The organism is Knoellia locipacati (assembly GCF_044791685.1).
Taxonomy (GTDB): Bacteria; Actinomycetota; Actinomycetes; order Actinomycetales; family Dermatophilaceae; genus Knoellia; species Knoellia locipacati_A.
Window position 1 is genome coordinate 1,308,884 of sequence record NZ_CP087730.1, and the last position, 12,638, is coordinate 1,321,521.

General features: G+C 70.9%; 14 protein-coding genes. 6 read left to right on the forward strand and 8 right to left on the reverse strand.

Translation table 11 applies throughout. The annotated features are described in order from the left end of the window. Positions 1-14: 14 nt before the first annotated feature. Both LL946_RS06140 and LL946_RS06145 read right to left on the reverse strand, forming a co-directional pair. Complete coding sequence (locus tag LL946_RS06140) at positions 15-863, reverse strand: ABC transporter permease (RefSeq protein ID WP_404385834.1); 849 nt, start codon at positions 861-863, stop codon at positions 15-17. Continuing rightward, positions 860-1,759: an ABC transporter ATP-binding protein gene (locus tag LL946_RS06145; protein ID WP_404385836.1), complete on the reverse strand. Its 900-nt coding sequence runs from the start codon at positions 1,757-1,759 to the stop codon at positions 860-862. Before LL946_RS06145 ends, LL946_RS06140 begins: the two co-directional genes overlap by 4 nt. Before the next feature lie 184 nt (positions 1,760-1,943). Between LL946_RS06145 and LL946_RS06150 the strand changes: the two genes are divergently transcribed. After that, positions 1,944-3,209 (forward strand): endonuclease, encoded by a 1,266-nt coding sequence (locus tag LL946_RS06150; RefSeq protein ID WP_404385838.1) that lies wholly within the window; start codon positions 1,944-1,946, stop codon positions 3,207-3,209. Positions 3,210-3,267: 58 nt separating this feature from the next. Here the strand turns inward: LL946_RS06150 and LL946_RS06155 are convergent, their stop codons facing one another. Together LL946_RS06155 and LL946_RS06160 are read right to left on the reverse strand one after the other, a co-directional pair. After that, positions 3,268-3,777: a hypothetical protein gene (locus LL946_RS06155; protein WP_404385840.1), complete on the reverse strand. Its 510-nt coding sequence runs from the start codon at positions 3,775-3,777 to the stop codon at positions 3,268-3,270. Positions 3,778-3,941: 164 nt separating this feature from the next. Then, positions 3,942-4,418, reverse strand: coding sequence for a GNAT family N-acetyltransferase (locus LL946_RS06160; protein ID WP_404385842.1), 477 nt, complete (start codon positions 4,416-4,418; stop codon positions 3,942-3,944). Positions 4,419-4,480: 62 nt separating this feature from the next. Here LL946_RS06160 and LL946_RS06165 point away from each other — a divergent pair, with 62 nt between their 5' ends. Beyond that, positions 4,481-4,843 carry a DUF952 domain-containing protein gene (locus tag LL946_RS06165; protein ID WP_404385844.1) on the forward strand — a complete coding sequence of 121 codons (363 nt, stop codon included), beginning with the start codon at positions 4,481-4,483 and terminating at the stop codon, positions 4,841-4,843. 47 nt (positions 4,844-4,890) lie between these two features. Here LL946_RS06165 and LL946_RS06170 read toward each other — a convergent pair whose 3' ends face one another. Next, positions 4,891-5,802 (reverse strand): LysR family transcriptional regulator, encoded by a 912-nt coding sequence (locus LL946_RS06170; RefSeq protein ID WP_404385846.1) that lies wholly within the window; start codon positions 5,800-5,802, stop codon positions 4,891-4,893. 82 nt (positions 5,803-5,884) lie between these two features. Here LL946_RS06170 and LL946_RS06175 point away from each other — a divergent pair, with 82 nt between their 5' ends. Beyond that, the gene (locus tag LL946_RS06175; protein ID WP_404385848.1) at positions 5,885-6,058 is read left to right on the forward strand and encodes a hypothetical protein; all 174 of its coding nucleotides are present in this window, start codon (positions 5,885-5,887) and stop codon (positions 6,056-6,058) included. A gap of 116 nt (positions 6,059-6,174) precedes the next feature. Here the strand turns inward: LL946_RS06175 and LL946_RS06180 are convergent, their stop codons facing one another. Continuing rightward, positions 6,175-7,134 carry an SGNH/GDSL hydrolase family protein gene (locus tag LL946_RS06180; RefSeq protein ID WP_404385850.1) on the reverse strand — a complete coding sequence of 320 codons (960 nt, stop codon included), beginning with the start codon at positions 7,132-7,134 and terminating at the stop codon, positions 6,175-6,177. Between the two features lie 115 nt (positions 7,135-7,249). Beyond that, the gene (trxA, locus tag LL946_RS06185; protein ID WP_404385852.1) at positions 7,250-7,630 is read right to left on the reverse strand and encodes a thioredoxin; all 381 of its coding nucleotides are present in this window, start codon (positions 7,628-7,630) and stop codon (positions 7,250-7,252) included. Positions 7,631-7,908: 278 nt separating this feature from the next. On the opposite strand from trxA, the gene LL946_RS06190 reads away from it, so the two are divergent. Next, the gene (locus LL946_RS06190) at positions 7,909-9,267 is read left to right on the forward strand and encodes an aspartate aminotransferase family protein (protein WP_404385854.1); all 1,359 of its coding nucleotides are present in this window, start codon (positions 7,909-7,911) and stop codon (positions 9,265-9,267) included. A gap of 21 nt (positions 9,268-9,288) precedes the next feature. Here the strand turns inward: LL946_RS06190 and LL946_RS06195 are convergent, their stop codons facing one another. Continuing rightward, complete coding sequence (locus LL946_RS06195) at positions 9,289-11,106, reverse strand: alpha-amylase family glycosyl hydrolase (protein WP_404385856.1); 1,818 nt, start codon at positions 11,104-11,106, stop codon at positions 9,289-9,291. A gap of 61 nt (positions 11,107-11,167) precedes the next feature. Between LL946_RS06195 and LL946_RS06200 the strand changes: the two genes are divergently transcribed. Further along, positions 11,168-11,617 (forward strand): DUF5990 family protein, encoded by a 450-nt coding sequence (locus tag LL946_RS06200; protein ID WP_404385858.1) that lies wholly within the window; start codon positions 11,168-11,170, stop codon positions 11,615-11,617. A gap of 295 nt (positions 11,618-11,912) precedes the next feature. Further along, positions 11,913-12,617: a response regulator transcription factor gene (locus LL946_RS06205; protein WP_404385860.1), complete on the forward strand. Its 705-nt coding sequence runs from the start codon at positions 11,913-11,915 to the stop codon at positions 12,615-12,617. Positions 12,618-12,638: the final 21 nt, after the last annotated feature.

Sequence of the window (12,638 nt, forward strand, 5' to 3'; positions counted from 1 at the left end):
CCAGGCGCGCGGTGCTACTTGACCTCGGAGCGACGGACGAGGAACAGCCCGACCGCGAGCGGGATGGCCAGCCAGAACAGTCCGGTGACGCCCAGCTGGGTCCACTGCTCACCCGTCAGGTTCCCCTCGAAGAGGGTGCCCTGGGTGAAGTTGAAGTCCATCCACGGCTGCAGGTCCCGCCACCATGACTGGCTTTCGGCCAGCAGCATGGAGAGCGGTGTGAGGACGAAGTTGTAGATGAAGTAGCCCACGATGGCGCCCGGCGAGTTGCGGATGAGCACGCCCAGCATGAAGCCGATCAGCATGCTGAGGACGGTGGCGAGGGTGATCGTGAGTGCTTGGCCGATCGAGAGGTTCCACACGGGCTCGATGCCCGCGATCGAGGCTCCGACGAGGTTGCCCAGGGCACCGATCGCCAGGGCGACGCCCATGGCGACAACGCCGAGAGCGACCGTCACGACGAGCTTGGCGGTGATGACCCGACCACGGTGCGGCACGAGCGTGAAGGTCGTGAGGCCGCTGCGCTGGCTCCACTCGCTGGTCACGGACAGGGTGGCGATGATCGGGAGGATGATCACCATCGGGAAGCCGATCGCGGCACCGAAGTTGTCGTAGGTCAGGTCCGCATCCCCACCGAAGACCATGACGGAGCCGGTGGCGAGGACGGCAAGGATGCCGATGCCGCACATCAGCCACATGCCGGAGCGGGTGTTGAACATCTTGCGCAGCTCGACCTTCAACAGTCGGATGGTCGGGATCGGGGCGGAGGCTCGGCGCGGTTGCGCGGCAGTGTGGCTGGTGCCTTCTTCGGGCGTGGCCAGGGTCGTTGCTGTGGTGGCGGTCGTGGCGGTCGTGGCGGTCATGCTGCTACTCCTTCTCGCTGGGTGTCGGCGGTGAGCTCGAGGAACATCTCCTCGAGGCCCGCGCCGTCCGCGGACTTGAGCTCGGTGAGTGCGCACCCGGCGGCCCGGGCGATCTGGCCGACGAGCGCGGGATCGGCCACGGTGCGCAGGGCACCGTCCGGCGACGACGTGAACTCCACGCCCTCACGGGTGAGGGCGTCGGCGAGCTCGACACGGTCCGGCGTGCGCACGACGGTGCCGGCGGCCGCGAGGAGCTCGTCCTTGGTGCCCTGGGCGACGATGCGGCCGTTGCCGATGACGACGATGTCGTCGGCGATGACCTCGATCTCGTGCAGCAGGTGGGAGGACAGCAGGACGGTGCCTCCGGCATTGGCATAGCCCCGCAGGAGGTCGCGCATCCACCGGATGCCGGCAGGGTCGAGGCCGTTGGCCGGCTCGTCGAGGATGAGGACGTGGGGGTCCCCGATGAGGGCGGTGGCGATGCCGAGTCGCTGGCGCATTCCGAGCGAGTAGTGGCGCACTCGCCGGCCGGCCTCGGTCGGGGTGAGGCTCACCCGCTCGAGCATCTCGTCGACGCGGGACATGGGCAGACCCATCGTCATCGCTGCGACGGTGAGGATCTCGCGGCCCGTGCGCCCGGCGTGCTGGGCCGAGGCGTCGAGCAGGACGCCGACCTCGAGACCCGGGTTGGGCAGGTCGACGAAGCGCTTGCCCTCGATGGTGGCCGACCCGCTGGTGGGCGGGGTGAGCCCGACCATCACGCGCATCGTCGTGGACTTCCCGGCGCCGTTGGGCCCGAGGAAGCCGGTGACCCGGCCCGGGCGGGCGGTGAAGGAGACGTCGTCGACGGCGACGTGGTCGCCGTACTTCCTGGTCAGTGAGTCGATGGTGATCATGACCGCAACCCTCGCGCCGGGGCCCCTGCGCGCACATCGGGGACGGCACCCGACCAGCCCCTTGGCCGACCCTGACGAGCCTCGGGGTCCCACCCCGAAACGAGGGCGCCTTTTGCCGAACCCTTGCCGACTCCGCACCTGCGCTTTGCCCACTGCTGCGTATGCCGCGTGCAGGCTGAGCGCCATGCCCGCCACCGCGCCCCTCCGGTCCAACCCCTTGCGTCCGCCAAGTCGGGGGCCAGGGCCCCACCTTGGCGGACGCAACGGGGTCGCCGGGACCCGCGCCATCGCCCTGGCCTCACTGCTCCTGGTCGTCCTCATCAGTGCGCTCGCACTCACCGCGATCACGGCGCGCACCGCCGTCGCCGCAACCCCGCTCACCGTCAGCCAGGCGATCGCCACCCAGAACGGCACGTCCCAGACCGTCCGCGGCTACGTCGTCGGCGAGCCCGTCGCGACGACGACGGTCAACCGCAGCGCCTTCACCGGCGACTACGCCATCGCGCTCGCCGACACCGCCGGACAGACCGACACGAGCCGGATGCTCTACGTCCAGCTGACGACGCAGTGGCGGAGCGCGTGGGGCCTGAAGTCGAACCCGTCGCTCATGGGTCGCCTCGTCGACGTCACCGGGCCGCTCACGGCGTACTTCTCGCACGCCGGCCTCAAGTCGCCGACGGCGATCTCGTCGGTGGGCAGCACCCCGACCCCGACGAGCACGGCCACGCTCACCCCGACCCCCACTCCCACCTCGACGGGCGGCACCGACACCTACTACGCCGCCGCGCTCGGCAAGTCGGGCTCGGCCCTGCGCAGCGCCCTGCACACGATCATCAGCGACCAAAGCGTGCTCACCTACGACGAGGTGTGGACCGCCCTCAAGGACACCGACCAGGACCCGAACAACTCGGCCAACGTCATCGAGGTCTACTCGGGCCGCTCGATCTCCAAGACCAGCAACGGTGGCGACCCCGACCAGTGGAACCGCGAGCACGTGTGGCCGCAGAGCCACGGCGGGTTCGGCACGACGCCCGGCCCCGGCACCGACGTGCACCACCTCCGCCCCGAGGACGTCACGGTGAACTCCGACCGCGGCAACCTCGACTTCGACAACGGTGGATCGGCCGTCCACCAGTGCTCGGACTGCTGGCGCGACGGCGACTCGTTCGAGCCGCGTGACGCCGTGAAGGGCGACGTCGCCCGGATGATCCTCTACATGGCGATCCGCTACGAGGGCGGCGACGGGTTCGCCAACCTCGAGCCCAACAACGTGGCGGGCAACGGGTCCACGCCCTACGTCGGCAAGCTGACGACCCTCAAGACGTGGAGCGCGGGCGACCCGCCGGACGCGTTCGAGAAGCGGCGCAACGACCGCATCCACGCGCAGTGGCAGGGCAACCGCAACCCGTTCATCGACCACCCCGAGTGGGTCGCCTCGATCTGGCCCTGACCTCGGACACAGGTGTGCCGGCCGCTCGACGAGAGCGACCGGCATACCTGCCTCGTCGTCAGTCGATGATGTTGTGGGCGCGGCGGGCACCGTAGGACGAGTAGTCGCTCAGCGCGGCCTCGCGGTGGTTCATGTCCGACGTCGGGTTGGACTGCTCGAAGAGCATGAAGCGCGTGTGGGCGTCGTTGGTCCAGCGCTGGAAGAGGACGCAGTGCACGCCGGGCAGGTTGAGGAAGTCGCCCTTCTTGAGGTTCGCCTTGCTGATGCCCGAGCTGTAGTCGTTGAGGTAGCTCGTGCTGGGTCCGGGCGCCGGCAGCATGAGGCACATGGAGACGAACCCGGAGCAGTCGGTGCGGTAGCGCACCCCGCCGGGAGCGGGGTAGGTCCCCTGCTGGTCGTACTGGACATTGTTGTTCATCCAGAACCACGCCCGGTCGATGACGGTGTCGCGCGAGACGTTGGGCGCGGCCATCGCCTGGCTCGGCATGGCGACAGCGGCCCCGGCGAGTCCGAGGAACGAGGTGGCGAAGGCTCCGCGGACGAGCTCGCGGCGGTCGATGGTGGTCATGGGCTTCCCTCCTGACGTGGCGTGGACCGCCGGTCGGCGACCCGTCCGGGACGCTAGGGACGCCCGCTGCGGACGCGCTGCGAGCCGCTGCGAAACCGCTGCGTATGCCGTCCGGCCGAGCTCACGGCATACCTCGCCCTCGCGGAGGCGGCCACGACGGCCGGTCAGGTGCCGAGCGAGGTGAGCGCGTCGCCGTCCATCCGGAACACGGTCCACTCGTCCTGCGGGACCGCGTCGAGGCTCTTGTAGAAGCCGATCGAGGGCTCGTTCCAGTCGAGCACCCACCACTCGAGCCGCCGGTAGCCACGCTCGATGCAGGTGCGCGCGAGGGTTGCCAGGAGCTCGCGCCCGAGGCCGCTCCCCCGGTGTCCCGGCTCGACGAAGAGGTCCTCGAGCCAGATGCCGTTGACGCCGGTCCACGTCGAGAAGGTGAGGTACCAGACCGCCATCCCCACGACCTCGCCGTCGGCCTCGGCCACATGGGCGAAGGTCGTGGGCGTGCCCTCGGTGGGGAAGAGCGCCGAGCGAAAGTGCTCCTCCGTCGCCTCGACCGCGTCCGGCTCCTTCTCGTACGTCGCGAGCGCGCGGACGAGCCGGAGGATCGCGGGGACGTCGTCGGGCGTGGCCTCACGGATCGTCATGCGGGCGAGCGTATGTCGCGGCGTAGGTTGGGAGCCATGACTGTCGAGCAGGCGGACCGGACGTGAGCGTCATCGGCGACGGCCGCATCCACCACGTCACCGCCCCCGAGACCTGGGAGCGCGCCGTTGCCGAGGGCGCGTTCACGGAGTCGACGCTGGGCCGGTCGCTCGAGGACGAGGGCTTCATCCACTGCTGCGACCCGGCCCAGCTCGAGTTCGTGATGACGACGTTCTATGCGGACGTGCCGCACGACCTCGTGCTCCTCACCATCGACCCCGAGCTGCTCGAGTCACGCCTCGTGCGCGAGGTCGGCAACCCCGAGACCGGTGAGACGTTCCCCCACGTCTACGGGCCGATCAACCCCTCGGCGGTGGTCGAGACGCGGCTGCTCACACCTCCGCACGGTTCACCTGCCGCGCCCTGACGAGCGACCGAGCTGACGGCCGGCGCGAGGGCGACAGCGATGCCGGGTCAGCCCGGGCCGGGGCGACCTCTCCGGGCCGGGTGGGTGTTGAGCTCGAGGAGCATCTCGAGCAGCCGCTCGGCCGCGGGGTTGGGGCGGCCGGTCTCGCGCACCAGCGCCGAGATCTCTCGCACCGGGGTCGGATCGGTGATCCGCACCCGGACCACCTCCGGGGGCAGCGCCCGCGCCGCCAGCCGGGGCATGACGGAGATGCCCACCCCGGCGGCGACGAACTGGATCGCCGAGTAGTGCTCCTGCGCCTGCACCGTGAACCGCGGCGTGAACCCCGCCGCGGCACAGGCCGAGACGATGATGCGGTGGCCGAGGCTCCCGGCGAGGTCGTTGGACACCCAGGTCTCGCCGCGCAGGTCGGCCAGGGCCACGCTGCGCGCGCCGGCCAGCTCGTGGTCGCTCGGGACGACGGCGACGAAGGGGTCGCTCGCCAAGGGCACCTGCCGGTAGCCCGAGCGCCCGCCACCGTCGGGCGGGTCGATGACGACGTCGATGTCCGGCGTGACGTTGCGGCTCGTCACCTCGGTGAGGACGAGGTCGACCGTGAGGTCGGGCTGCTCGGAGGTGAGCCGCTTGACCAGCGCAGGCATCCACGCCGCGCCGGCCGAGGCGAAGTAGCCGATCGTGAGGCGCCCGCTGCGACCGTCGCGCAGGTCCGTGACGACCGAGTCCAGGCGGTCCCACTGGCGCATCGCCTCCTCGCTCTGCGCGGCGAGCTCGAGGCCCGCCGGCGTGGCGGCGATGCCTCGACCCTGGCGTTGGAAGAGGACGAGCCCGGTCTCGCGGGCGAGGGCGCTGAGGTGCTGGCTCACCGCACTCGAGGTCAGCCCGAGGTTGTCGGCGGCAGCCTGCACGGAGCCGCTGCCGACGACGGCGCGGAACACCCTGAGGCGGTGCGGGTCGAGCATGGTCCAACTCTACAGTGTTGCTTAAGAACCCCTAAGCAAAGTCACGTTGTGCTAAGCAGTTGAAGCGCGGATCATTGCAGTCATGATCCCCCGCACCCAGACCTTCCCCTCCGCCCACCGCATCGCCGAGCGCCTCCGCAACTTCCGGCGTCCGGGCAGCTCCGGCTGGTCGACCACGGTCGACATGGACTCCACCCGCGCGAACCACGAGCTCATGGTCGCCTCGCAGTGGCAGCATCACACCCGCTCGATCTGAGCAGGACTGCACCACTGCTGCGCGACTGACGCAGCCCGCACCACCCGCGCCCGGACGGGCGCACGACGACAGCGCTGGACCGTGCCACGGTTCGGCGCTGACTCATCTGCGCCGACTCAACCGCCCAGGCGCTCCCGGACGAGCCGGTCGAGCGCGTGGAGCTCAGCCCGCGCAGCCTCGGCGTCCTCCCCTCGGGCCGTGTTCTCGGCCCGGCGGGCGAGGTCGGCCACGTGCTCCGGGTCGAGCCCGTGGCGGCGGGCCCCGTCGAGACTCTCGTGCGACAGCAGGTCAGGGAGGCTGAAGGTCGGCGCCTCCCCGCGGGAGTCCGGGCCGTGCACGATCCGCACCTCCCGCGGCGGCGTCGCCGACTCCTCGCCACCGAACGCCGCCACGACGAGCCGCGCGTAGGCGGCGTGGCCCTCGGCGTTGGGGTGGTAGGACTCCTCGAGCGGCCAGGCCACGCCGTTGAGCCACTCCTGCTCGTCGCAGACCGCGTGCCCGTCGAAGTCCCCTCGGGGGTCGACGAACCGCGCCCCGGCCGCGCCCGCCGCCGAGCCGACGACCTCGGCCAGCTCGCCCACCCCGGTCTCGAGCCGATCCATCTCGTGGGGGCTGAAGAAGGTCAGGGCGTTGCAGTCCGTGCCGTTGAACAACACGGGGTATGCCGTGAGCACCAGCTCCGCGGTCGGCGCACCGCTCCTGATCCGGCCCAGCAGACCGCTGAGGCGCGCGGGCAGGTCGGTCCGCAACAGCTCGAGCGCCCGGTCAATGACGGGGTTGCTGTCGACCATCCACGCCGGCTTGGCGCACTCGATCAGCACCGGGACGAAGCCGATGTCGTTGCCGCCGACGGTGAGCGAGACGTGTGAGGTCTCGGGTCCCAGCGCCGCCAACTGGGTGCGCTCGACGTCACGGATGGTGGCGCCGAGGCACGCCTGGTAGGCCAGGTCGACCCCGAGCGTCCGCGCGACCTGGACGGGGTAGCCCTCGGCCGCGCGCCAGCACGCGCCCTGCCCGGCACCTCCCCCGACGCCGGCGGCATACGAGTCTCCGAGCGCGACGTAGGAAGGTGCCATCTCGCCATCCAAGCAGCGACGACGGACAGATCCCCGCCGGAGCCGGGGCTCGGGCGGGGATCCGTGGGGCGCCGACCGGAACGGGTCGGCGTGGCGCCTCGGTCAGGCCGTGGCGTCAGGCCTGGGCGGCGTCGCCGTTCTGGGCTGCGGCGAGCTGGGCGCGCACGTCCTCCATGTCGAGGCCCTTGATCTGCTCGATGATCCCCTCGAGCGCCGGGGCGGGAAGGGCGCCGGGCTGCGAGAAGACGAGGATCGAGTCGCGGAAGGCCATGAGCGTCGGGATCGAGGTGATCTGGGCCGCGGCGGCGAGCTGCTGCTCGGCCTCGGTGTCGATCTTGCCAAAGGTGACGTCGGGGTGCTTCTCGGACGCCTCCTCGAACACGGGTGCGAAGCGCTTGCACGGGCCACACCACTCGGCCCAGAAGTCGACGAGGACGATGCCGTTGCCCGTCACGGTCTTCTCGAAGGTCTCGGCGGTCAGCTCGACGGTTGCCATGCAGGAATCTCCTCAGGAGTGGGGTGTCAGGGGTGTCTGGTCGACTGTTCTTCGAGGGGGTCAACACCGCCGGCCGCGCGGATCATCCGCGGGGGCGCGGGTCCCACGCTCTGCGTGGGCCGGCATACACGCTTTCGGGCCGGGACACGCCACGGGCGCGCGTCGGTACAGGGAGTTCACGACGCGCGCCCGGCTGCGTCAAACCCTAGCGAAAAAATCGGGTGGTTGAACAGTCTCTGAACATGTGAGCCTCGACGCGTCGCGATCCGTGCGCCCATATGCTGACAAGGGTGACGACGACGACCCCCGCCTCGACGACCGAATCCGACCGCAAGCACGTCTTCCACTCGTGGTCCGCGCAGGGCCAGATCTCGCCGGCGGAGGTGGTCAGCGCCCAGGGGTCGCACTTCGAGCTCGCCGACGGCAGCCGCTACCTCGACTTCTCGAGCCAGCTCGTCAACGTCAACATCGGCTACCAGCACCCCAAGCTCGTGGCGGCCATCCAAGAGCAGGCGGGCCGGCTGCTCACCGTCTCGCCGGCCTTCGCCAACGACGTCCGCTCCGAGGCCGCGCGGCTCATCGCCGAGCTCGCACCCGGTGACCTCGACTCGGTCTTCTTCACCAACGGAGGCGCGGAGGCGACCGAGAACGCCATGCGCATGGCGCGCCTGCACACCGGACGCCAGAAGGTCCTCACGACCTACCGCAGCTACCACGGGGCGACGGCCGGTGCGATCGCCGCGACCGGCGAGCCGCGGCGCTGGGCCTCCGAGCCGTCGGTGCCCGGAATCGTCCACTTCTGGGGGCCCTACCTCTACCGCTCCGCCTTCCACGCCACGACCGAGGACGAGGAGTGCGACCGCGCCCTGCAGCACCTGCGCGACACGGTGATGGTCGAGGGTCCCGCCACCATCGCGGCGGTGATGCTCGAGACCGTTGTCGGCACCAACGGCGTCCTCGTGCCACCCGCGGGCTACCTCGCCGGGGTGCGCGAGATCTGCGACGAGCACGGCATCGTCTTCATCACCGACGAGGTCATGGCCGGCTTCGGCCGCTGCGGCGAGTGGTTCGCGGTCGACCGGTGGGGCGTGACGCCGGACCTCATCTGCTTCGCCAAGGGCGTGAACTCCGGCTACGTCCCGCTAGGCGGGGTCGTCATCTCGGCCGACATCGCGGCGACGTTCGCCGACCGGCCCTACCCCGGTGGCCTGACCTACTCGGGCCACCCGCTCGCCTGCGCCTCCGCCGTCGCCTCCATCGGCATCTTCAAGGAGGAGGGCATCCTCGAGCACGTCCGCGGCGTCGAGGAGACCGTGCTGCGCCCCGGCCTCGAGGCCATCGCGGACCGGCACCCCTCCGTGGGCGAGGTCCGTGGCGTCGGATTCATGTATGCCGTGGAGCTCGTTCGCGACCGTCGGACCCGGGAGCCGTTGGTCCCGTTCAACGCCTCGGGGGCCGCGGCGGCGCCGATGGGGGCGTTCGCGGCCGCGTGCAAGGAGAACGGGCTGTGGCCGTTCATACACTTCAACCGCACGCACGTCGTGCCGCCGTGCACGACGACGGCGGCCGAGATGCGTGCCGGCCTCGAGATGCTCGACGCCGCGCTCGACGTCGCCGACCGCCACACGACCGGCTGACCACCCGCCCCACGCCCCGCTTCAGGCCTCGCGGGTGAGCACGACCGCGCTGTAGGGACCCAGGGTGAGCACGGCGCTCTGCTCGCACCCGTCCATCGCCGGGCCGTCGGCCTCGACGTCGAACGCGTCGACGCCACCGAACTCCGGCGCGTAGAGCGGGGAGTCCGAGTTGAAGCGCACCTTCCACTCACCCGGGGCAGGCAGGCCGACCGGCAGCTCGTCGTGCACCTGGGTCGAGAAGTTGAGCACGACGACGGTGTCGTCGTGGACGCCCCCCTCGGCCCATCGGTGGACCGCGATGAGCTTGTCCTCGTTGTCCACCCGCAGGAGGTTGGCCCCCGCACCCCGCAGTCCACGGCTGACGTGGTCGGCGTTGCGGCGCAGGTGGATGAGGTCCCGGTGCAGCGCGACGATGCCTTCGTGCAGGTCGGACTTGCCCCAGTCGAGCGCGACCGAGTCGTCGAACCATCGGTCCTCGAGGAACTCCTGTCCCTGGAAGAGCATGGGTATGCCGGGTGAGCACATCACCGTCACGAACCCAAGCGCTGCCCGCTTCTTCGCCGCCCAGGAGTCGGCGTCCCCCGGTGCGACCGCCTCCGGCAGCCGGGTCTTGCCGTTGGCGACCTCGTCGTGTGACTCGGTGTAGACGACGCGGCTGCCCGCGGGGCCTCGGCCGTCGCCCATGATCGCGTGGGCCACCGCCTCCATGTCCCGGTGCTCGTCGCTCAGCTCGGTGAGCGCCTTGCGCACCGGATGGACGAAGCCCGCGTCCCACTGGGCGTGGAAGCCGAGGCCGCCCCGGTCGGTGGGTGCGGTGACCGCCGGGTCGTCCTGGAGGTCCTCGGCGATGAGGAGCTTCCACGGCTGGCGGGCACGGATCTCGGCCGTGAGCCAAGAAAGGTAGCTGTTGCCGTCCTCGATGACCGAGCCCTCGTCCCAGGTGCCGCCGTGGATCGAGCGGATGAATCCCGTGGCGTCGAACCGCAGCCCGTCGCACCGGAACTCCTCGAGCCAGAGCAGCGCGCTGTCGCGCAGGAAGCTGCGCACCTCGGGTCGGCCGTAGTCGGGGCGGGTCGCGCCCCACGGGGTCTGCGCCCGGTGGTCGTTGTAGAAGTAGATGCCCCCACCGTCGTTCTCGTACCAGCCGTCGAAGCGCCACAGGTCGAGGTCGGAAGGGCCGATGTGGTTGTGCACGACGTCGACGATGACGGCCATGCCGTGGTCGTGAGCCGCCTTGATGAACCCCTTGAAGGCGTCTGGCCCGCCGTAGGTCGACTCGACCGCGAAGACGTGGCTGGGGTTGTAGCCCCACGAGATGTCACCGGCGTACTCGAAGGGCGGCATGACCTGAATGACGGAGACACCCAGCTCGCGCAGGTGGTCGAGGCGATGGATCGCCGTCTCGAAGCTCCCGCGGGAGCCCCCGTGCCCGCCGAACGTGCCAATGTGCAGCTCGTAGACGACCACGTCGTCCCACGACGGCATCTGGAAGCCGTTGTCCCCCCAGTCGAACGCGGCGGGGTCGTAGACGACGCAGTTGCCGACCGAGCTCGTCATCTGGCGGGCATAGGGGTCGGCCCGCCAGACGACCTCCGAGCCGGTGTCGACCTGGAACTGGTACTCCTGACCCGCGTGGACCCCGGGAACGTGGACCGACCACGTGCCGGCTCCACCGTCGCCGTCACTCTCGAGCTGCGGGTTGTTGCCGCTGTCCCACCCGTTGAAGTCGCCGATGACCCAGACGTGACGGGCGTGCGGCGCCCACACCCGGAACGTCACCCCGCCGTCGACCAGCGTGGCGCCCATGCCGGCATGGGGAGAGGGAGCGGTGAAGTCCATGGCGCTCAACCTAGTGCGCGGGTCCGTCACGGCCCGGGGTGATCCGAGGGATGATGACGACGTGGACGTGCGCATCGTCGGGAGCCCCCTCCCACCACCGGTCCTGGGTGGTCAGGCGGTGCTGGTCGGGCTGCAGCGCGGCCGGACCGTCGACTCCCCGCGGGCGGTGTCCGGGACGTCGATGACGTTCGAGGCGGCGCTCGACGTCGTCCTGACTCCCGCCGGGGTCGACCTGCGCGGCCCGTGGGTCCAGGGCCCGCGGGGCGACCGGTTCCTCTACCTCTGCTGGGGCCACGCGGGGTCTGACGGCTTCGAGATGGCCCGACAGGCCAAGCTCATGCTCGGGGTGCTCGACCCTGCGGACCTCATGGACGCCCCCGACGACGCGACCCTCACCGGCAGGCTCTCCCTGGTCGACGCCCGTGGCGGGCCGGTGTGCGCGGCGGTCCGGCCGCCGGCGATCCGCTGGTCGCTCGACTGGTCGTCGGGCAGGAGCGACCGGGGGACCTGACCGGGACCGTCGCCCGAACCGACACCCGGACCGCAACGGTCAGCGGGTAGGCAGCGCGCACGTGAGGGAGTGGCCCCGCCCCGGGTGGGGAACGAGGCCACTCCCGCTGCCGGCTGCCCCCGCAGCCGGACGTTCGCGGAACCCCCTCCTGCCCGCGACCCGCACAGGATCGCGCACCGCCGTCCCCGAGGTCGAGTCCGTGGCGAACTCTCGACGCACCTCTTGACACCGTGGCACCGTGTGGGCGCCACCGGCTAGGGTCCGCCAGACACGTGACGTCGAAGGGGGATCGAGGATGACCCACGCGCACGGCCTGGCCCTCGCGCTCGTCGGCCGGATGAACGAGGTGGCCCATCCCGGGCGCGCCCTCCCGCAGGGGCTCGCGCTCCTCGGCGTCGGCCACGCGGCGGTCGCACCCGTCAAGGTCGAGCTCGAGCGGCGAACCCGACGCTCGGTGTGGAGCCTTCAGCCGCACCCGAGGTTCGGCCCGGAGGACGACTCGTACGAGCTCGACGCACGCTCGCGCGCCCGGGGCCTCGACCTCGTCACGATCACGACGCCGCGCGCGCTCCGCCTCAACCCGTTGCTCACCTCGCTGTCACCGGGAGTCAGGCTCGGGCCGGTCGTGACCTGGATGATCCTCATCGACCGACGGGCGGCGGTCCTCGACGGGCCGAGGACCCCCGAGGGTGACCCCACCGCGTGGATCGCGACCTCGGGTCCGTTCCTCGAGGGCGCGGTCGAGCTCTGGGATGCGACGTCGGCGGAGTCGACCCCGGCTCTCGCGGACGGCATGCCGCCACCACTGGGCCCGCGTCAGCTCGACGTCGCGCGTGGCGTCTGTCTCGGCCGCACCGACACCACGATCGCGCGTCAGCTGGGCATCTCGGAGCGGACGGTGGCTCGCGACGTCGCTGCCATCCTCGAGGTCACCGGTGCGCGGTCCCGCGCCGAAGCGGTCCTCAACATGCTCGGCCGAGGGCGTCACAGCCGCAGCTGAACCTCAGGAGTGGGTCATGTC

Excerpts from the sequence above, each read along its gene's own strand:
- LL946_RS06140 (WP_404385834.1), bottom strand. The coding sequence starts at position 863 with ATGACCGCCACGACCGCCACGACCGCCACCACAGCAACGACCCTGGCC.
- LL946_RS06145 (WP_404385836.1), bottom strand. The coding sequence starts at position 1,759 with ATGATCACCATCGACTCACTGACCAGGAAGTACGGCGACCACGTCGCC.
- LL946_RS06150 (WP_404385838.1), top strand. The coding sequence starts at position 1,944 with ATGCCCGCCACCGCGCCCCTCCGGTCCAACCCCTTGCGTCCGCCAAGT.
- LL946_RS06155 (WP_404385840.1), bottom strand. The coding sequence starts at position 3,777 with ATGACCACCATCGACCGCCGCGAGCTCGTCCGCGGAGCCTTCGCCACC.
- LL946_RS06160 (WP_404385842.1), bottom strand. The coding sequence starts at position 4,418 with ATGACGATCCGTGAGGCCACGCCCGACGACGTCCCCGCGATCCTCCGG.
- LL946_RS06170 (WP_404385846.1), bottom strand. The coding sequence starts at position 5,802 with ATGCTCGACCCGCACCGCCTCAGGGTGTTCCGCGCCGTCGTCGGCAGC.
- LL946_RS06175 (WP_404385848.1), top strand. The coding sequence starts at position 5,885 with ATGATCCCCCGCACCCAGACCTTCCCCTCCGCCCACCGCATCGCCGAG.
- LL946_RS06180 (WP_404385850.1), bottom strand. The coding sequence starts at position 7,134 with ATGGCACCTTCCTACGTCGCGCTCGGAGACTCGTATGCCGCCGGCGTC.
- trxA (WP_404385852.1), bottom strand. The coding sequence starts at position 7,630 with ATGGCAACCGTCGAGCTGACCGCCGAGACCTTCGAGAAGACCGTGACG.
- LL946_RS06190 (WP_404385854.1), top strand. The coding sequence starts at position 7,909 with ATGCTGACAAGGGTGACGACGACGACCCCCGCCTCGACGACCGAATCC.
- LL946_RS06195 (WP_404385856.1), bottom strand. The coding sequence starts at position 11,106 with ATGGACTTCACCGCTCCCTCTCCCCATGCCGGCATGGGCGCCACGCTG.
- LL946_RS06205 (WP_404385860.1), top strand. The coding sequence starts at position 11,913 with ATGACCCACGCGCACGGCCTGGCCCTCGCGCTCGTCGGCCGGATGAAC.